This is a genomic window from Cryobacterium sp. TMT2-17-1 (assembly GCF_004402765.1).
In the GTDB taxonomy this organism is placed as follows: Bacteria; Actinomycetota; Actinomycetes; order Actinomycetales; family Microbacteriaceae; genus Cryobacterium; species Cryobacterium sandaracinum.
Genome location: NZ_SOGC01000025.1, coordinates 1 through 18,387 on the forward strand (window position 1 = coordinate 1; position 18,387 = coordinate 18,387).

16 protein-coding genes and 1 pseudogene are annotated in these 18,387 nt (G+C 67.8%); 7 read left to right on the top strand and 10 right to left on the bottom strand.

Features of this window, described 5'->3' with window-relative positions; genetic code table 11:
* Positions 1-304: pseudogene (locus tag E3O47_RS05750) on the bottom strand (HNH endonuclease); the annotation flags it as partial.
* 119 nt (positions 305-423) lie between these two features.
* A complete protein-coding gene (locus E3O47_RS05755; protein WP_104100100.1) occupies positions 424-1,053 on the bottom strand; it encodes an RNA methyltransferase in 630 nt (209 codons plus the stop codon).
* A gap of 124 nt (positions 1,054-1,177) precedes the next feature.
* On the opposite strand from E3O47_RS05755, the gene E3O47_RS05760 reads away from it, so the two are divergent.
* From E3O47_RS05760 to E3O47_RS05775, 4 genes are all read left to right on the top strand, one after another.
* Complete coding sequence (locus E3O47_RS05760; protein WP_104100099.1) at positions 1,178-1,870, top strand: VTT domain-containing protein; 693 nt, start codon at positions 1,178-1,180, stop codon at positions 1,868-1,870.
* Between the two features lie 478 nt (positions 1,871-2,348).
* On the top strand, positions 2,349-3,572 hold the full coding sequence (locus tag E3O47_RS05765) for an Nramp family divalent metal transporter (protein WP_104100114.1): 1,224 nt from the start codon (positions 2,349-2,351) through the stop codon (positions 3,570-3,572).
* The gene (locus tag E3O47_RS05770; RefSeq protein WP_134343161.1) at positions 3,572-4,216 is read left to right on the top strand and encodes a metal-dependent transcriptional regulator; all 645 of its coding nucleotides are present in this window, start codon (positions 3,572-3,574) and stop codon (positions 4,214-4,216) included. The genes E3O47_RS05765 and E3O47_RS05770 overlap by 1 nt, the downstream gene beginning before the upstream one ends.
* A 53-nt stretch (positions 4,217-4,269) precedes the next feature.
* Positions 4,270-5,070 (top strand): HAD-IIA family hydrolase, encoded by an 801-nt coding sequence (locus E3O47_RS05775; RefSeq protein WP_104100098.1) that lies wholly within the window; start codon positions 4,270-4,272, stop codon positions 5,068-5,070.
* Positions 5,071-5,385: 315 nt separating this feature from the next.
* On the opposite strand, the gene E3O47_RS15915 is transcribed toward E3O47_RS05775, so the two are convergent.
* From E3O47_RS15915 to E3O47_RS16790, 3 genes are all read right to left on the bottom strand, one after another.
* A complete protein-coding gene (locus tag E3O47_RS15915) occupies positions 5,386-7,215 on the bottom strand; it encodes a hypothetical protein (protein WP_166785333.1) in 1,830 nt (609 codons plus the stop codon).
* Between the two features lie 398 nt (positions 7,216-7,613).
* Complete coding sequence (pyrE, locus tag E3O47_RS05790) at positions 7,614-8,162, bottom strand: orotate phosphoribosyltransferase (protein WP_134343164.1); 549 nt, start codon at positions 8,160-8,162, stop codon at positions 7,614-7,616.
* A gap of 52 nt (positions 8,163-8,214) precedes the next feature.
* The gene (locus E3O47_RS16790) at positions 8,215-8,337 is read right to left on the bottom strand and encodes a hypothetical protein (protein ID WP_255408580.1); all 123 of its coding nucleotides are present in this window, start codon (positions 8,335-8,337) and stop codon (positions 8,215-8,217) included.
* 137 nt (positions 8,338-8,474) lie between these two features.
* Between E3O47_RS16790 and E3O47_RS05795 the strand changes: the two genes are divergently transcribed.
* Positions 8,475-9,398, top strand: coding sequence for a LysR family transcriptional regulator (locus E3O47_RS05795; protein ID WP_104100094.1), 924 nt, complete (start codon positions 8,475-8,477; stop codon positions 9,396-9,398).
* On the opposite strand, the gene E3O47_RS05800 is transcribed toward E3O47_RS05795, so the two are convergent.
* The 5 genes from E3O47_RS05800 to E3O47_RS05820 all read right to left on the bottom strand — a co-directional run bounded on the left by E3O47_RS05800 (position 9,395) and on the right by E3O47_RS05820 (position 15,716).
* A complete protein-coding gene (locus E3O47_RS05800) occupies positions 9,395-10,894 on the bottom strand; it encodes a CoA-acylating methylmalonate-semialdehyde dehydrogenase (protein WP_134419812.1) in 1,500 nt (499 codons plus the stop codon). The genes E3O47_RS05795 and E3O47_RS05800 overlap by 4 nt on opposite strands.
* 56 nt (positions 10,895-10,950) lie before the next feature.
* The gene (locus E3O47_RS05805) at positions 10,951-12,285 is read right to left on the bottom strand and encodes an aspartate aminotransferase family protein (RefSeq protein ID WP_233194020.1); all 1,335 of its coding nucleotides are present in this window, start codon (positions 12,283-12,285) and stop codon (positions 10,951-10,953) included.
* A gap of 106 nt (positions 12,286-12,391) precedes the next feature.
* A complete protein-coding gene (locus E3O47_RS05810; protein WP_104170668.1) occupies positions 12,392-13,408 on the bottom strand; it encodes a TIGR03842 family LLM class F420-dependent oxidoreductase in 1,017 nt (338 codons plus the stop codon).
* A 12-nt stretch (positions 13,409-13,420) separates the two neighbouring features.
* Positions 13,421-14,857 carry a dihydropyrimidinase gene (gene hydA / locus E3O47_RS05815; protein WP_104100111.1) on the bottom strand — a complete coding sequence of 479 codons (1,437 nt, stop codon included), beginning with the start codon at positions 14,855-14,857 and terminating at the stop codon, positions 13,421-13,423.
* A 10-nt stretch (positions 14,858-14,867) separates the two neighbouring features.
* Complete coding sequence (locus E3O47_RS05820) at positions 14,868-15,716, bottom strand: nitrilase-related carbon-nitrogen hydrolase (protein ID WP_134343166.1); 849 nt, start codon at positions 15,714-15,716, stop codon at positions 14,868-14,870.
* Between the two features lie 473 nt (positions 15,717-16,189).
* Here E3O47_RS05820 and E3O47_RS05825 point away from each other — a divergent pair, with 473 nt between their 5' ends.
* Positions 16,190-16,975: a (S)-acetoin forming diacetyl reductase gene (locus E3O47_RS05825; RefSeq protein ID WP_104100090.1), complete on the top strand. Its 786-nt coding sequence runs from the start codon at positions 16,190-16,192 to the stop codon at positions 16,973-16,975.
* A gap of 321 nt (positions 16,976-17,296) precedes the next feature.
* Positions 17,297-18,322 carry a putative F420-0 ABC transporter substrate-binding protein gene (locus E3O47_RS05830; protein WP_134343167.1) on the top strand — a complete coding sequence of 342 codons (1,026 nt, stop codon included), beginning with the start codon at positions 17,297-17,299 and terminating at the stop codon, positions 18,320-18,322.
* The last annotated feature ends 65 nt before the right edge of the window (positions 18,323-18,387 follow it).

Consider the following 18,387-nt stretch of genomic DNA (forward strand, 5'->3'; position numbering starts at 1 on the left):
GGGTGGCCGGGAGCTCGCCGGCCAAGGCGCGGCTCTCCGCGATCAGGTTCTCAGCCGTGCGGCGCGGCACCCGGATCGTGCAGGCCAGTTCGCTGACGAACTCCCGCTCGGCGACCTCGGCCGCGTCCCACCGGGACCCCGGCAGCCGCGCCGCCGCGTTCGCCCGGGCCTGCCCGAAGCGGCGGCCCGCCTCGACCAACTCCGCCCGCCGGGCGAACGCCACGGCGATGGCCAGTTCGGCCTCCGCGATCGCCTCGAAATGCTCCCCGAGAGCCTCTTGCTCTTCAATAAATGAGGGCTTCATGACACACACGCTACGGGCACCCACCGACATTACCCGCGGCATCCGCCCACCTACACGCACCCTGTGGATAACCCGATCAGGCCCTGATTGTGGAGGGATCGGGGTGGTGAAACGCCCGCTCAGAACCGGTGCTGCAACACCCAGTTGTGCATGGTGACAGCCGCGGCGGCCGACGCGTTGAGCGAGCGGGTGGAGCCGAACTGGCTGATCTCGACGACGGCATCCGCTGCCTCGATCGCTTCGGGAGAGAGGCCGGGACCCTCCTGCCCGAACAGGAGCACGCAGCGCTCGGGGAAGCGGAAGGTTTCGATGATCACGCTGCCGGGCACGTTGTCGATGGCGATGATCGGCAAGGTCTCGGCGGCGGCCCACTCGACGAAGGACGCGACATCCGGGTGGTGCAGCACGTGCTGGTACCGGTCGGTGACCATGGCCCCGCGCTTGTTCCACCGCTTGCGCCCGATGATGTGCACCGTGTCGGCGGCGAACGCGTTGGCGCTGCGCACGATCGAGCCGATGTTCATGTCGTGCTGCCAGTTCTCGATGGCGACGTGAAACGGATGCCGCTTCTCGTCGAGGTCGGCGACGATCGCCGCCATACTCCAGTAGCGGTAGCGGTCGATCACGTTGCGCGTGTCGCCGCGCTCGAGCAGCTCGCGGTCGTAGAACGACTCCTCGGGCCACTCTCCGGCCCAGGGTCCGACGCCGTGGGTGGACAGTTCGGGCGTGGGGTTCTGCGGTTCTTGCACCGATCCACCGTATCCCGCCGGGCACCGCCGGGCGTGCCGGGCATGCCGGGCATGCCGTCGGGTATTCTGACGTGCAGGGTTCGCGTTTCGCCGGCTCGCACCCCGCCCGGAAGGAACCATCACCATGCATCCCACGCTCTTCGGTATCGACTTTCTCGACTCGGAGTGGCTGATCGGCTGGTTCGGTTCGTTCGTGCTCCTCGGCGTGGCCACCATCGTGTTCGTCGAGACGGCTTTCATCGTCTTGTCGTTCCTGCCCGGCGACTCGCTGCTCTTCACCGTGGGCCTGCTCACCGCCACCGGGGATGTGCCCTTTCCGATCTGGGTGACCTGCTTCGTCATCTTCATCGCCGCGTTCGCCGGTGACCAGGTCGCCTATTTAATCGGCCGCAAGTCCGGCCCCGCCGTCTTCACCCGCGAGCAGAACCGCCTGTTCAACCCGAAGAACGTGGAACGCACCAACGCGTTCTTCGCCAAGCACGGCGGCAAGGCCATCATCATCGCCCGCTTCCTGCCCGTGTTCCGCGCCTTCGTGCCTCTCGCCGCCGGTGTGGGACGGATGCACTACCGCACCTTCGTGTTCTTCAACCTGATCGGCGCCTTCGCCTGGGGTGTCGGAAGCACCCTGATGGGCTACCTGCTCGGCCAGATCGAGTTCGTGGCGACGTACTCCGAATTCTTCATCATCGGCATCGTGCTGCTCTCGGGCGTGCCGATCCTGTCCGAGCTCTACAAAGCCGGCCGCGAGAAGAAGCGCACCCGCGGCAAGGCCCCGGTCCCCGTCGCCACGATTCCCGAGGACCTGCGCGAGGAGTAACCGCCCAGTTCAGAGGCGGCCGCGTCTCGGCACAGGGTCAGCGCAGCGTCAGACCGGCCGGTGCCGGCATCCGTGAACGGGTCGATCGCCGCCGAGATCTGGTACTCCCCCGGCGGGAGCGCGGGCCGGTCGGGGCGGGATCGGGTGGGTGGCTTGGTCGGTGGTTCCGGCGGCGAGCGGCCCGGCGAGCGCTGCGGACATCGCGGCCCGGTGGGCGATCCGGCTCCACAGGGGTGCGTTTCCGGCCCTCGTCGAGGTAGCCGCTGAAGATGGCCCGCCGCACGTAGGCCTCGGCCCCACCGACCGTGAACCCGTTTCCTCCCTCTGCTTAGCTACTAAAACGTATGACCGCGCCGAAACGTTGGTGTGCCGGGCCGCCCACGCAGGCACTGATCTTTCGGCATGCCTAAATCTGCCCTATCCTTTCGGTGTGGCTAAAAACAACGTGCGCACGGATGCGAGGGGACCGGTCCCTGAGATCGCCACCGTGGCATCCTCTCACCTGCTCTGGTTGCTCGGCCCTGCCCTCGTCGCGGGCGTGGCCTACCTCGACCCCGGCAACGTCGCCAGCAATATGACGGCCGGTGCTCGCTACGGCTACCTGCTGGTCTGGGTGGTCGTGGCCGGCAACGTGATGGCCTGGCTGATCCAGTACCTCTCGGCCAAGCTCGGCATCGTAACCGGCACGAGCCTGCCGGAAATTCTCGGGGTACGTATTCGGCGCCCGCTCACCCGCCGCCTCTACTGGGTGCAGGCGGAACTGGTGGCCATGGCCACCGACCTGGCCGAGATCATCGGCGGCGCGGTCGCCCTGAACCTGCTCTTCGGCCTCCCCCTGCTTGCCGGCGGCGTGATCACCGGGGTCATCTCGATGATCGTGCTCACGGTGCAGACCCGGCGCGGCCCGCGCACCTTCGAACGCGTCATCGTGGCGCTGCTGCTCATCATCACCGTGGGCTTTGCGGCCGGGGTGTTCTTCGCTCCGCCGGATGCCGGCAGCGTCGTCGCCGGCCTCGTGCCGCGGTTCGAGGGCGCGAATTCGGTGCTCCTGGCCGCGTCCATCCTCGGCGCGACGATCATGCCGCACGCCATCTACGCCCACTCCGCGCTCACCCGGGACCGATTCCCCGTCGTGGCGGACGGCGCAGCAACGCGACGCCTGCTCTGGGCCACCAAATGGGACGTCACCATCGCGATGGCCATCGCCGGCACGGTGAACCTGTCGATCCTGCTGCTCGCGGCATCCGCTCTGCAGGGCGTCGCCGGGACCGACACGCTCGAGGGCGCCCACGCCGCCCTCGAGGCAACCCTCGGGCCCGTGATCGCGACGGTGTTCGCGGTCGGGCTGCTCGCCTCCGGGCTGGCCTCCACCTCGGTCGGAGCGTACGCGGGAGCGGAGATCATGCACGGCCTGTTGCACGTGCGCGTGCCGCTGCTGGCGCGTCGCGTGGTCACCCTCATTCCCGCGCTGCTGATCCTGGGGGTGGGTTTCGACCCGACCGAGGCCCTGGTGCTCAGCCAGGTCGTCCTGTCGTTCGGCATCCCGTTCGCGCTGATCCCCCTGGTCTGGCTCACCATGCAGCGCGGGGTGCTCGGCGAGCATGTCAACCGCTGGTACACGACAGTCGCCGGCGCCGTCTGCGCCCTGCTCCTGGTGGCCCTGAACGTGGTGCTGCTCGTGCTCGTGTTCACAGGGGCGTGATGAAACACCCCACACCCGCGGCCGAGGACTACCTCAAGACCATCTACGCGCACACCGAATGGCAGCCGAACCCGATCACGCCTTCGGTGCTGGCCGCGCGGCTGGGGGTGGCGCCGTCATCGGTCACCGAGATGGTGAAGAAGCTCGCCGCCGGCGGCCTGATCGAGCACGTCCCCTACGGGCCGCTCACCCTGAGCCGGACCGGTTTCCTGCGGGCGACCGCGGTGGTGCGCCGGCACCGGTTGATCGAGACCTGGCTCGTGCGGGAAATGGGCTACGACTGGCACGAGGTGCACGACGAGGCGGAGGTGCTCGAGCACTCGATCTCGGACCGGCTGCTGGCGGCGATCGACGATCGGCTCGGGCATCCGTCGGCCGACCCGCACGGGGACCCGATCCCGGCCGAGGACGGCAGCCTGACCCGGCCGGACGCCATCCTGCTGGCTGAGGCCGCGCCCGGCCACGTCGGGGCGGTCGTGCGCATCAGCGACCGCGACCCGGACATCCTGCGCGACCTTGCCGTGCACCGGGTCGGTCCGGGAACCCGGCTCACCGTTCTCGAACCCGGCGTGGTGCGGCTGCCGGGCGGCGGCATCTGTCGGCTGTCGTCTGCGGCGGCCCGATCGATCTGGCTCACCTCGTAACCGTCCGGAAACCTCGCGCCGCTAGGCTTATCCCCGAACCAAGGGAGCACCCAATGACACGCCGCGAAGACATCGAATGCTGGCTCACCGATATGGATGGCGTGCTCGTGCATGAAAACAGCCCGTTGCCGGGCGCGGCGCAGCTGCTGCAGCAGTGGAGCGACGCCGGCACGCCGTTCCTGGTGCTCACGAACAACTCGATCTTCACCCCCCGGGACCTCAGTGCCCGCCTGCGCGCCTCGGGCCTGAACGTGCCCGAAGACCGCATCTGGACCTCCGCGCTGGCGACGGCCGACTTCCTCCGCTCCCAGGCGCCCGGCGGCACCGCCTTCGTGATCGGCGAGGTCGGACTCACGACCGCCCTGCACGAGGCGGGTTTCATCATGACCGAGACGAACCCGGACTACGTGGTGGTCGGCGAAACCCGCAACTACTCGTTCGAGGCCATCACCAAGGCCATCCGTCTGCTCTTGAACGGTGCCCGCTTCATTTCGACGAACCCGGATGCGACCGGCCCCAGTGCGGACGGCCCCCTGCCCGCCACGGGTGCAATCTCGGCCCTGATCACCAAGGCCACCGGCATGGAGCCCTATGTGGTGGGCAAGCCGAACCCGATGATGTTCCGCTCAGCGATGAACAAGATCGGCGCGCACTCGGAGAACACGGCCATGATCGGTGATCGGATGGACACCGACATCATCGCCGGGATCGAGGCCGGGCTGCACACCATTCTCGTGATGAGCGGCATCAGTGACGACGCTGAGGTGCACCGCTACCCGTTCCGCCCGGACGAGATCCTCTCCGGCGTGCACGAGCTGGTCTCCAAGGAGCCCGTGGAGTCCGACGCGATCTAGGTTCCGCCGCTCCCATCGCAGCCGCGCTCTGCCGCACCCGTCGCCTCAGCACTTCTACCGCCGCGCCCGCCGCTCCTGCTCCCGCTCTCCCTCCCGCCAGGCCCTGACGAATTCGACGGAGATTTTGCGCCACCACCCCGGTTGCGACCCAGAACTGACCATTTTCGGCAAAATCTCCGTCGAATTCGTTCGATCATCGGGCATGGGCGGCGACGGCGGATCCCGGTTGCACGGCTGGGGTTCCGTTGCGCTACAAGGCAGCCAGGCAGCCAGACAGCCAGGCGGCAGACGTCGGTGACGGATGCTCCGGAACGCTTATGCGGCGGGTACCGGTCCGGGGCCCGCGATGCTCGCGTTCATCGGCTCGCCGGAGGCCCGGCTCACGAAGCAGTAGTAGGAGCGGCCGCCATCGGACCACTGTTCCTCGGTGATCGGGTAACTACCCTGCACCTGCACGTCGCCGTAGGTCGAGGCCGCGGCCAGGTCGATGACGCCGGTCGCGCTGCAGAGCAGGTTGATCTGCCCGGCCAGCTCGGCCTCGCCAGGGAAGGCTGTGGCGGCATCCCCGGCGAACACTCCGCGGTACACGAGCTGAGCCGCATGCGGGGTGGCACAGTCGGCGACCGTGAATTCCTCTTCCCAGGGTGTCACGTACGGCTGCAGGCATTCGCCGCCGAACAGGGTGTCCCACTGGTGCACGCCGACCGGCTGCGGGCCGGTGGCCTCGGGCGGCGCCGACGGCGCCACACTCGGGGTGGCGCTCGGGGCAGGTGTAGCGCTGGACGTGGCCACCGCAACGGGGGCAGCGTCGCCGCCGACCAGGCTCTGCCCGAGGAAGAACAGTGCCGCCAGCGCGAGCACGACCACCAGGCCGCCGACGCTCCAGATCAGAAGCCGGGGCCTGCCGGGGCGGCTGCCTCCGGGCGGGCGACCGTCCGAGGCCAGCCGCGCGGCATCGGCAACGGCGCCGGACGGCGCCGCGTCCACTGCGGAACGCCGGCCGTTCGCTGCGACCGGAGTGGCCACGCCCGACGAGGAGTTCGTACCCGACGCGGGGCGCGGGGATGCCGCACCGAACATATTGGTCGTACCCGACGCGGGCCGCGGAGTGGTGGCAGCAGCAGCACTCGCACCGGCGTGGATACCGGCCCCAGCCCCGGCTGGTGCAGGTTCGGGGGAAGCAGTGACGGCGGACGCGGGCGCGGCGGACGCGGACGTGGCTGACGCGGACGCGGACGCGGACGTGGTGGACAGGTGGGCCGGCGTTGCGGCCAGTGAAGGTGGAGTCGGGGCGGCGGTGGGCGCGGAGCGGGCCGCGGCCGAGGCCTGCGCCGCCGTCTCGGCCAGCCGTGTACCTGCACGGGCATCCGGTGCGGGGAAGGCTGCCTCCGGCGCCGGGATGGCTGCCGCGGCTAACGGGGCACCTGGGGCGGCAACAACGGCCGCGGCTCCCGCCGCAACTCGGGCCCCGGCTCCAGCGATCCCGGCGGCGTCGCGGGCCTGGCCCGCGAGAGGGACCGGAGTCGACAGTGACGCGGCCAGTCGTGCGCGCAGACGGCCGCGGGCGGAGACCGGAGCCGGCAGCGCGGCCGGCTCGGGGTCGGGAGCAGGCGGCGTGCGCCCGGCCAGCAGATCGGCGGCCGCGACCTCCTCAGCGGTCAGCTCGAGCGGCGACTGCGTGAAGGTGGTCCACCACGGCGCCGGTGCGAGATCGGCTTTCTCCGAACGGATGCTGCCGCTCCGGTCAGACTCGTCCGGCCCGTTCCCGCCGAGCATCGGCAGAGGCGCGGGAGCCTCGACGGGTGCCAGAGGGGCCGGTGCCGACGCGTCGGGCGCCCACGGGGCGGGCCCCGAAGCTGAGGCCGAGCGTGTTTCGGCCGGCGTCAGTTCCGAAGCCGAGTCATCCGTGAGCGCGGCGGACGAAGCCGCCGACCTGACAGCGGCCGAGGGCGCGAACGCGGCCGGCTGGAGCTCGGAAAACGCGGCCGCAGACGAGGACGCGGCCGCAGCCGCCGCGACGGCAGCCGACTCAGCAGACGAAGCAGCCCCGGAAGCAGCCCCATCGACTGCAGAAGCAGCACGCGCCGGGTTTGCGGGCGTCAGGACGAACAGGGCCGCGGTCGTGATCGGCACGGATCCGGTCACATTCGCTGGCCCCGCAGCCGAAGGCGTCGCTCCAGCCGAAGGCGTCGCTCCAGCCGAAGGCGTCGCTCCAGCCGATGACGTCGCTCCCGACGAAGGCACAGGAGCGGCAGGAGGCGCCGGAGCGGGACCAGGAGCGCCAGCCGCAGCAGCGGCGGCCCGAGCCGCGGCACCCTTGGCGAGCCGAGGGTCAGGCTGGGAGGTCGGCTTGAGCCCCCAGAGGAAGACGCCGGTATGGGTCGTCGGCTCGGCGGGTGCCGGTGGAACAATGCGGGAGGTTCTCGGCCACCGCGGCGACTGGCGGGGCGAATATTCGTCCGGCAGGGCCGGGCGCGCGCCGTCACCGAGCTGAGATGCCAGCCACTTCATTCCGTCCTCGCCGGGCACCTCATTTGTGGGCACTAGTTCAGCCCCAGGTCCTCAAGGCCGATCGCGGCGTAATAGGAGTAGCCCGCGGCTTCGATCACTTCGCGCGCCCCTGTGTTCCGGTCGACCACGACGGCGACGGCGACGATGATCGCACCGACCTTGAGGAGCGCATCGATCGCCGCCAGGGGCGAACCGCCCGTGGTGGACGTGTCTTCGAGCACGACGACACGCTTGCCGGCGAGATCGGGTCCTTCGACCTGCTTGCCCCGGCCGTGGTCCTTGGGCTCCTTGCGCACGACGAAGGCGTCGTACGCGGCTCCGCGTGCCACGCCCTGGTGCAGGATGGCCGCCGCCACCGGGTCGGCACCCATGGTCATGCCGCCGACCGCGCTGACATCCGGAATGTGCGCGATCAGGTCGAGCATGACCTGGCCGATCAGTGGGGCGACGCGATGGTCGAGGCTGACCTTGCGCAGGTCGACGTAATACGTCGCCTTCTTGCCGCTGGTCAAGGTGAAATCCCCGCGGAAAACGGCCTCGGCCGAGATGTGGGCGATGAGCTGCTGGCGTGTGTCCGTCACAGGACCAACTTTAGGCCATCGGCCGGTCGGTGAACCTGAAGCAGGCGTTGCTCTAGAAGATACGAACGAGCTTGCGCTCGGGAACGCGGCGGAATCCGTCCTTGTGCACGTCGACGACGACGGCAACGACGGAGGAGATGACGATGAGAACGAGAACGGCGAGAAGAACAAACACGGTCGTACCTTTCGGGAAATGGGGTTGAGTATCGGGGAGACGGAGGCACCATTGCTCGAGTTCGACGTATTCATTTCATCATCTTTGACTTTGCAGCACAATCACATAGTTCTGCACGGAGTGTGTAGCGTTACTACATGGATGTCCAACGACTCGAACTTCTCCGCGAACTGGCCGAGCGCCACAGCATCACTGAGGTTGCCCGCGCCACGCACCGCACGCCATCCGCTGTCTCGCAGCAGCTGAAAGTGCTCGAACGCGAGGCCGGCCTTCCGCTCACCGAGCGCAGCGGTCGCGGCCTCATTCTGACGGATGCCGGCCGCGCTCTGGCCCGCAGCGCGACGGATGTCGCGGTCGCCCTCGCCCGCGCCCGGGCGGTCTGGGACGAGTTCCGCAACGACGCCACGGGCGAGGTGAGCCTGGTCACCTTTCCGACCGCGGGCGAGATGCTGCTGCCGGGAGCGGTGAGAAGCATCGCCGCCGTGCCCGGACTCATCGTCAACTGCACCGACAAGGACCCGGAACTGAGCGACTTCCCCGCGCTCACGGCGGAGTACGACATCGTGCTCGCCTACAGCCTGCGCGGCCAGCTTCCATGGGGCGGGCGCGGACTGACGGTGGTCCCGCTGATGACAGAGCCGCTCGACGTCGGGCTGCCGGCCGACCACCGGCTGGCCTCCCGGTCGTGGATCACCCCGGCGGACGTGATCGGCGAGACCTGGATCGGCGCGCCGACCGGCTACCCGTTCGAGCGCATCCTGCACCAGATCGAGCAGAAGGCAGGCAGTCAGATCACCGTCGCCCAGCAGTTCGCCGACCTGCGGGTGATCGAAGCGTTCGTCGTGGCAGGCCTCGGCATCGCTCTGGTGCCCCGGTACACCTGGGGCGGTGACCAGCCGGGCCGCCTCGTGCTCAAGCCGCTCCGCGGGGTGGACGCCGAACGGCAAATCGTGGCGCTGATGCGCCCCGATCGGGCCGAGCGCCTCGCCGTGCGCACCGTTCTGGAGGTGCTCCGCACCGAGGCCGCCCGCGTGCAGGCCAAGCACGCCCTCATTCCCTAGGCGTTCTGTGGGAAGCCCAGGTTGATACCGCCGTGGCTCGGGTCCAGCCACCGGCTCGTGATGGCCTTCTCTCGGGTGTAGAAGGCGATCCCGGCCGGGCCGTAGGCCTTGGCGTCGCCGAACAGGGAGTCCTTCCAGCCGCCGAACGAGTGGTAGGCCACGGGCACCGGGATCGGCACGTTGATGCCGACCATACCGACCTGCACCTCATTCTGGAACCGCCTGGCCGCACCGCCGTCGTTGGTGAAGATGGCCGTGCCGTTGCCGTAGCGGCTGCGGTTGATCAGGTCGAGTCCCTCGGCGTAGCTGGCGACCCGCACGATGGAGAGCACCGGGCCGAAGATCTCGTCAAGGTAGACGTCCGAGTCCGTGCTGACCTTGTCGAAGAGGGTCGGACCGAGCCAGAATCCGCTCGCGTCACCGTCCACCTCGATACCGCGGCCGTCCACGACGACCTCGGCTCCGTCGGTCTGGGCGAGGTCGATGTAGGACGCCACCTTGTCGCGGTGTACCTTCGTGATCAGAGGTCCCATGTCGCATCCGCGCATGCCGTCGCCCACCTTGAGGCTCTTCAGCCGCGCGGTGATCTTCGCGACCAGGTCGTCAGCGACCGGTTCCACGGCCACCACCACGCTGATCGCCATGCAGCGCTCACCGGCCGAGCCGAAGCCGGCGTTGACCGCGGCATCCGCGGCCAGGTCCAGGTCTGCGTCTGGCAGCACGAGCATGTGGTTCTTTGCGCCGCCGAGGGCCTGCACGCGCTTGCCGTGATGGGCGGCCGTCTCGTAGATGTACTGCGCGATCGGCGTGGAGCCGACGAACGAGATCGCCTGCACGTCGGGGTGCATGAGCAGGGCGTCGACGGCTTCCTTGTCGCCGTGCAGGACGTTGAGCACACCGGCGGGCAGGCCGGCCTCGGTCATCAGGGCAGCCATCCAGTTCGACGCGGACGGGTCTTTCTCGCTCGGTTTGAGCACGACCGTGTTGCCGGCCGCGATGGCGATCGGAAAGAACCAGAGGGGCACCATGGCTGGGAAGTTGAACGGGCTGATGATGCCCACCACGCCGAGCGGCTGGCGCAGCGTGTAGACGTCGACGCCCGTGGACACGTTCTCGGAGTACTCGCCCTTGCTCAGGTGCGGCATGCCGAGCGCGAACTCGACGACCTCGAGGCCGCGCGCGATCTCGCCGAGCGCATCCGAGGTCACCTTGCCGTGTTCGGCGGTGAGGATGTCGGCCAGCTCGCCTTTGCGCGCGTTCAGCAGTTCGCGGAAGTTGAACATCACGCCCTGGCGCTTGGCTTGGGATGTGTCGCGCCAGAGCGGATAGGCAGCGTGGGCGGAGGCGACGGCGGTGTCGACGTCGGTGGCACTGGCCAGGATTACGTTCTTCGCGACGGCGCCGAGGGCGGGGTTGAAGACGGGCGCGGTGCGGGTCGAGGCTCCCCGGAGGGGAGCCCCGTCGACCCAGTGGGTGATGAGGGGCAGTTCGGTCATGGGCGTTCGTCTCTCTTCATTCTCTTCATCGAGTCGGGGTGAGGGTGCGCGGGGCGTCAGACAAGCCGGTCGAGGCTGAGGACCTCGTCGTAGATAGTGAGCGCCTCGGCGACCTCGGCGTCGGTGACGACGCAGGGCGGCACCACGTGGATGCGGTTCTCGGCCAGGAACGGCAGCAGGTTGCGGGCCAGCAGCTCCGATTTGATCCGGCCCATCACGGCGCCGCTGAGCGGCTGGCGGGTCTCCCGGTCGGAGACGAGTTCCATCGCCCAGAACACGCCGACCCCGCGCACCTCTCCGATGATCGGGTGCTTAGCCTGCAGCTCGGCGAGCCCGGGGGCGAGCACGTCGCGCCCGATCCGGGCGGCGTTCTCCACGATGCCCTCGTTCTTCATGGCGTCCAGGGCCGCCACGATCGACGCCATCGCCAGCGGATGTCCGCTGTAGGTGAGGCCACCGGGATAGACCGTGGTGTCGAAGTCGTGGGCGATGGGGTCGGAGATGATCACACCGCCGGTGGGCACATAACCGGAGTTGACGCCCTTCGCGAAAGTGATCAGGTCCGGCACCACGTCGAAGCCGTCGAACGCGAACCAGTTGCCGGTGCGGCCGAAGCCGGCCATCACCTCGTCGAGGATCAGCATGATGCCGTACCGGTCGCAGAGGGCCCGCACGCCGGCGAGGTAGCCGGGCGGCGGCACGAGCACGCCGGCGGTGCCGGGGATGGATTCCAGCAGCACGGCCGCGATGCCCGCGGGTCCCTCACTCTGGATCACGTGCTCGAGGTGGCGCAGGGCCCGCTCCGACTCCTGCTCGGGGCTGGTCGCCCAGAACTCGCTGCGGTAGAGGTAGGGGCCGAAGAAGTGCACGTGCCCGCGGGCGAACTCATTCGGGATGCGGCGCCAGTCGCCGGTCGCGACGATGGCCGCGCCCGTGTTGCCGTGGTACGAGCGGTAGGTGGAGAGCACCTTGTCGCGGCCCGTGTGCAGGCGCGCCATGCGGATCGCGTTCTCGATCGCATCCGCCCCGCCGTTGGTGAAGAAGACCTTGTTGAAGCCCTCCGGCGCCCGTTCGACGATGCGCTGGGCGGCCTCGCCGCGGGTCAGGGTCGCCGTGGAGGGCGCCACCGTGGCGAGCCGACCGGCCTGCTCGATGATGGCCGCAGTGACGGCCGGATGCTGGTGGCCGATGTTCACGTTGACGAGCTGGCTGGAGAAGTCCAGATAGCTGCGCCCGTCATAATCCCAGACCCGGGAGCCCTGCCCGCCGGCGATCACCAGCGGCTTGAGGGCACCCTGGGCCGACCAGGAGTGGAAGACGTGCGCCCGGTCAAGGTCGTAGGCGAGCTCGTTGCGGCTGGCCGTGGCGCTTGGGGAAGTGATGTCATTCACAGATATCGGGTTCTTTCTCTCTGCGTTGAGATGGTGAGGCCGTGGATCGCCCACCTTCAGTGTGACCTCGATCGGCTTGAAGTCTGCACCATTCACCTGAATCGGGTCATTTCTTTGCCACGATGGGCTCGGTCATCGCCGGGATCACGGTCTCCCCGTAGACGCGCATCGTCTCTTCCTTGTTGTCGTGCTGCAGGTAGCCGGCGAACTGGTCGACGCCGATGGCGCGCAGGGCCTCGAGCTTTTCGATGTGGTCCTTGGCGGTGCCGAGCAGACAGAACCGGTCGACGATCTCGTCGGGCACGAACTCGGCGTGCGCGTTTCCGGCACGGCCGTGCTCGTTGTAGTCGTAATCCTGCCGGCCAATGATGTAGTCGGTGAGGGCCTTCGGCACATGAGATTCGGTGCCGTACTTGGCGACGATGTCGGCCACGTGATTGCCGACCATGCCGCCGAACCAGCGGCACTGGTTGCGCATGTGGCCCCAATTGTCGCCGATGTACATGGGCGCGGCCACGCAGAACTTGACCGCCATCGGGTCGCGGCCGGATTTCGCCGCGGCCTCCCGCACGGTCTTGATCATCCACTCGGCCACGTCGAGGTCGGCCATCTGCAGGATGAAACCGTCGCCGACCTCGCCCGCGAGCTTGAGCGCGAGGGGCCCGTAGGCCGCCACCCACACGTCAAGGGTGGAGCCGCGGCTCCACGGAAACTGCAGGGTCGCGCCGTTGTATTCGACCGACCGGGAGTTCGCGAGTTCCCGGATCACGTGCACCGACTCGCGCAGCGTCTTCAGGGTGGTGGGAGTTCCGTTGATGACCCGCACCGCCGAATCCCCGCGGCCGATGCCGCAGATGGTGCGGTTGCCGTACATCTCGTTCAGCGTCGCGTAGGTGGAGGCCGTGACCGTCCAGTCGCGGGTGCCCGGGTTGGTGACCATGGGTCCGACGATGATCCTGTCCGTCTCCGCGAGGATGCGGCTGTAGATGACGTAGGGCTCCTGCCAGAGCAGATGCGAGTCGAACGTCCAGACGTGGCTGAAGCCGTGCGCCTCGGCCAGTTTGGCCAATTGCACGGTACGGGCGGATGGGGGGTTGGTCTGCAACACTGCTCCGAAGTCCATCTGGGATCCCGTCTAGATCAGGTACTGGCTCAGGCCGCGCTTGACGAACCGGCCGTCACCCTTGGAGCCGAGATAGGAGCTGTCGTCGATGATGACCTTGCCGCGGGACAGAACGGTGTCGACGTGACCGTCGATCTCGTAGCCTTCCCAGGCGGAGTGGTCCATGTTCATGTGGTGGGTCTTGCCATTCCCGTTGACGGGCAGGCCGATCGAGGTGTGGCCGTTCGGGTCGTAGATCACGATGTCGCCGTCGGCGCCCGGCTGGATGACCCCCTTTTTGCCGTACAGCCCGAACATCCGTGCCGGGGTTGTCGCGGTGATCTCCACCCAGCGTTCGAGCGAGATGCGGCCGTTGACGACGCCCTGGTAGAGCAGGTCCAGGCGGTGCTCGACCGAGCCGATGCCGTTCGGGATCTTCGAGAAGTCGCCGAGGCCCAGCTCTTTCTGCCCCTTCATGCAGAACGGGCAGTGGTCGGTGGAGACCATCTGGATGTCGTTGGTGCGCAGGCTCTGCCACAGGTGGTCCTGGTGGCCCTCGGCCTTCGAGCGCAGTGGCGTGGAGCAGACCCACTTCGCGCCCTCGAACCCCGGTGCCCCGAGATTCTCCTCGAGCGACAGGTAGAGGTATTGCGGGCAGGTCTCACCGAACACGTTCTGGCCGTGGTCCCGGGCGGCGGCGATCTGCTCCACGGCCTGCTTGGCGCTCACGTGCACCACGTAGAGCGGCGCCCCGGTGAGGTTCGCGAGCATGATCGCGCGGTGCGTGGCCTCCTCCTCCAGCTGCCAGGCGCGCGCGACACCGTGGTAGTAGGGGTCGGTCTTGCCCTCTGCGAGCAGCTGCGTGACGAGCACGTCGATGGCCGGGCCGTTCTCGGCGTGCATCATGGTCATCAGCCCGGTCTCGGCGGACTTCTGCATGGCGCGCAGCACCTGCGCGTCATCCGAGTAGAAGACGCCGGGATAGGCCATGAACAGTTTGAAGCTGGAGATGCCCTCGTCCAGCAGCCCGTCCATCGCCTGCAGCGAGTCCTCGTTGAGGTCGCCGATGATCTGGTGGAACCCGTAGTCGATGGCGCAGTTTCCGGCCGCCTTCTCGTGCCAGGCCGCCAAACCGTCGAAGACCCGCTGGCCGTAGCTCTGCACTGCGAAGTCGACGATGGTGGTGGTGCCGCCCCAGGCCGCGGCCCGGGTGCCGGTCTCGAAGGTGTCGCTGGCCGCGGTGCCGCCGAACGGCAACTGCATATGCGTGTGCGCGTCGACGCCGCCGGGGATCACGTACTTGCCGGTGGCGTCGATCACACGGTCGACGGATGCGGCGAGGTCATTCCCGAGGAGAGCCGAGCCAGGTGCCAGCACGGCGACGATGATCTCGCCGTCGATGAGGACATCCGCCTGCACCCGGCCGGTCGCGCTGACCACGGTGCCGTTCTGGATCAGGGTCGTCACGATGCGCCCCTGGCTACGGCCGGGCGATCGGGCCGTAGGAGTCGGGACGGCGGTCCCGGTAGAACTGCCACGAGTTGCGCACCTCTCGGATGACGCCCAGGTCGAGGTCGCGGATGACGACCTCCTCGGTGTCGGTGGAGGCCACCTCGCCGACGTAGTTGCCGCGCGGGTCGACGAAGTAGGAGCTGCCGTAGAAGGTGACGGCGTCGGCGCCGAACTCCTCGGTCTCGGTGCCGATGCGGTTGTTGGCGCCGATGTAGTACTGGTTGGCGACGGCGGCGGCCGGCTGCTCGAGCTCCCAGAGCCGGTTCGAGAGGCCGGGCTTGGTGGCTGAGGGGTTGAAGACAATCTCGGCGCCGTTCAGGCCGAGCACGCGCCAGCCCTCCGGGAAGTGCCGGTCGTAGCAGATGTAGACCCCGATCTTGCCGACCATGGTGTCGAAGACGGGGTAGTCGGCGTTTCCGGGGCGGAAGTAGAACTTCTCCCAGAACTGGGGCAGGTGGGGGATGTGGTGCTTGCGGTACTTGCCGAGGTAGGTGCCGTCGGCGTCGATCACGGCGGCCGTGTTGTAGAGCACGCCGGGCTGCTCCTCCTCGTAGACGGGGAGCACGATCACCATCGTGTGCTCGGCGGCGAGCTTCTGGAACCGCTCCACGAGTGGTCCCGGCACGCTCTGCGCGTAGTCGTAGTACGTGGAGTCCTGCACAATGCCGAAGTAGGGGCCGTGGAACAGCTCCTGGAAGCAGATCACCTGCACTCCCGCTTCGGCGGCGGTGCGCACGAATCCCTCGTGCTTCTGGATCATCGACTCCTGGTCGCCCGTCCACTCGGTCTGGGTGATTGCGGCCCGAACTACAGTCATCTTGTCTCCACATTCGCCAGTGACGGAACACCGTTGAGCCGAACGACAGCGTCCGGGCTTATTAGTCTTCGACGCAAACATTTGGTGCTGCTTTTCTGTGTGACTAACGCGTATATCATCCTGTCGAGCGAATCTGCCGGTGGCAAGGGTTCATGCAAACCGTTATCGTCGCGGTCGGGCACGGGGTCACTGGCCGACCGAATATCACTCGATCGCGCCTACAATGGGGGTAATGCCTCGTCTGCTGCTGGAGTTCTTAGACAACATCGACACAAAAAACGGGGATGTCTCAGATTCACCCCGAGAGGTTCACCCTCGGGGCCGCTCATCCGCCGCGACGACGCCGGAAATTCTCGGTGCGCGCCGCGCTGCTGGCGCCGTGCGTATCGGATCAGTAAAACTCCTGTCCTGCCTTGACATGACGTCATCGACTCGCCGGCAGGTTGCGAATAATCGAGATTGGAATCAATACCATGGCACGCACAGAAAACGGAAAAGTCGCACTCGTTACCGGTGGTGGACAGGGGATTGGTCAGGCCATTGCTGAGCGACTCCACGCTGACGGCTTCAAGGTCGCCATCGCCGACCTGAACCGTGCGACCGCAGGCGCAGTTGCCGAATCCCTGGGAGGCAAGGAGGGCGGAGCACTCGCACTGCACGTCGATGTCTCCGACCGAGACAGCGTGTTCGCCGCGGTCGAGCAGGCTGTCACGGAGCTCGGGGGCTTCGACGTCATCGTCAACAACGCCGGCATCGCCCCCACGTCTCCAATCGATGACATCACCCAGGAAAGCATCGCAAAAATATTCTCCATCAACTTCAACGGCGTGGTGTGGGGCATTCAGGCAGCCACCAAGGCGTTCAAAGAGCTCGGCCACGGTGGAAAGATCATCAGTGCTGCGTCCCAGGCCGGTCACGTCGGGAACCCCGGCATCGCGTTGTACTCGGCCACCAAGTTCGCCATTCGTGGCTTGTCCCAGACAGCCGCCAAGGACCTGGCCCAATTCGGCATCACGGTCAACACCTTCGCCCCCGGCATCGTGAAGACGCCCCTCATGGAGGAGCTCGCGAAAAAGGTGGCAGCCGACGCGGGCCAGTCGGAAGAGTGGGGCTGGGATCAGTTCACGAACGGCATCGCCCTCGCCCGCCTGTCCGAAGCGTCCGAGGTCGCGGGGGTCGTTTCGTTCCTGGCTGGCCCCGACTCCGGCTACATCACCGGACAGTCGATTCTGGTCGACGGCGGAATGGTCTTCAACTAAGCAGAGGACGAAACTGACTCTCACCGGCCCGGCGACTGGCCGCACTGAGTATCCCGGGCGCGCCGGACATCCGTCCCCCATCGCCCCGCTCGCCCGGGATGGGCCGCGCCGAAGTTCTGGCCTAGGCTGAACGAAGACCGCCGGTTGGCTCTGACCGGTTGAGCCGGCCCCGACTTGGGCGGCAGGTCGCCGACACGTGCTCGGTCGCACCCTTCCTGCCCCGCAGTTCTCCCTGTGCTCGCCAGAGCGGGTGAATCGTCGCCATGGCGCGCTCATACCGACGATCCACCAGCTCTCGCGGCCCTGAACCGGATCGGTAACATGTCCCAATTACGTTCGTTGCGTGGTCCCCTGCTGGTGGTCGTAGCGGCGGCTGCCCTGCTATCGAGCGGATGCGCTGCGGCGAGTCCCGTCGCCGCGCCCAGTGCCGCGCCGGGCGCGAGCGCCGGCACGGGTGGAGGCTACCCGATGACGATCGACAACTGCGGCACCGACGTGACCGTGGAGGCTGCGCCCGAACGGATCGTGACGATCAAGTCGTCGACGACCGAGCTGCTGCTCGCACTGGACCTCTCCGATCGCATCGTGGGCTCGGCGTTCCTCGACGGCCCGCTGCCGGCATCCCTCGAGAAGGCCGGCGCAGGCCTGTTCGTGGTCAGCGACTTCGTGCCCGGCCAGGAGGCCGTGCTCGGACTCACGCCCGACTTCGTCTACGGCGGCTGGGAGTCCAACTTCTCGGCCGAGGGCGTGGGCGAACGCCAGAGCCTCACCGACCTCGGCATCGGCAGCTACGTTTCCCCCGCCGCCTGCAAGGGCGAGGGCTACATGCCTGACCCGCTCACTTTCGACTCCGTGTTCGCCGAGATCACCGAGGCCGGCGCGATCTTCGGCGCCGAAGAGGCCGCGGCCGACCTGGTCGCCGATCAGCAGAAGACCCTCGCGGCCCTTGACCCCGCCGCCGCGGACACCACCGCGCTCTGGTATTCCAGCGGCACCGACACTCCCTACGTGGGCGCCGGCATCGGCTCGCCCAACATGATCATGGCGGCCGCGGGCCTGACCAACGTGTTCGCCGACGTGCAGGACACCTGGACCTCGGTGGGCTGGGAGTCGGTCATCGAGGCGAACCCGAGCGTGATCGTGCTCGTCGACGCCACCTGGAACACCGCGGAGTCGAAGATCGCGAACCTCGAGACGAACCCGGCCACGCAGCAACTCGACGCCGTGAAGAACCAGCGCTACATCGTGCTGCCGTTCGCGGCCACCGAGGCCGGCATCCGCAACGTCGAAGCCGCCGCGTCAACCATCGAACAGCTCGACGCGCTCGGGTCCACGACGGCCGGCTAGCGACCGGCGCCAGAGCACGACGCACGACGCAGGACACGCCAGGACAGCACCAACGGGACAGACAC

What these genes read in the sequence shown, in the direction of transcription:
- E3O47_RS05800 (WP_134419812.1), bottom strand. Translation starts at nt 10,894, where the DNA reads ATGACCGAACTGCCCCTCATCACCCACTGGGTCGACGGGGCTCCCCTC.
- E3O47_RS05810 (WP_104170668.1), bottom strand. Translation starts at nt 13,408, where the DNA reads ATGGACTTCGGAGCAGTGTTGCAGACCAACCCCCCATCCGCCCGTACC.
- E3O47_RS05760 (WP_104100099.1), top strand. Translation starts at nt 1,178, where the DNA reads ATGCATCCCACGCTCTTCGGTATCGACTTTCTCGACTCGGAGTGGCTG.
- E3O47_RS05775 (WP_104100098.1), top strand. Translation starts at nt 4,270, where the DNA reads ATGACACGCCGCGAAGACATCGAATGCTGGCTCACCGATATGGATGGC.
- E3O47_RS05825 (WP_104100090.1), top strand. Translation starts at nt 16,190, where the DNA reads ATGGCACGCACAGAAAACGGAAAAGTCGCACTCGTTACCGGTGGTGGA.
- E3O47_RS05830 (WP_134343167.1), top strand. Translation starts at nt 17,297, where the DNA reads ATGTCCCAATTACGTTCGTTGCGTGGTCCCCTGCTGGTGGTCGTAGCG.
- E3O47_RS05820 (WP_134343166.1), bottom strand. Translation starts at nt 15,716, where the DNA reads ATGACTGTAGTTCGGGCCGCAATCACCCAGACCGAGTGGACGGGCGAC.
- E3O47_RS05795 (WP_104100094.1), top strand. Translation starts at nt 8,475, where the DNA reads ATGGATGTCCAACGACTCGAACTTCTCCGCGAACTGGCCGAGCGCCAC.
- E3O47_RS05770 (WP_134343161.1), top strand. Translation starts at nt 3,572, where the DNA reads ATGAAACACCCCACACCCGCGGCCGAGGACTACCTCAAGACCATCTAC.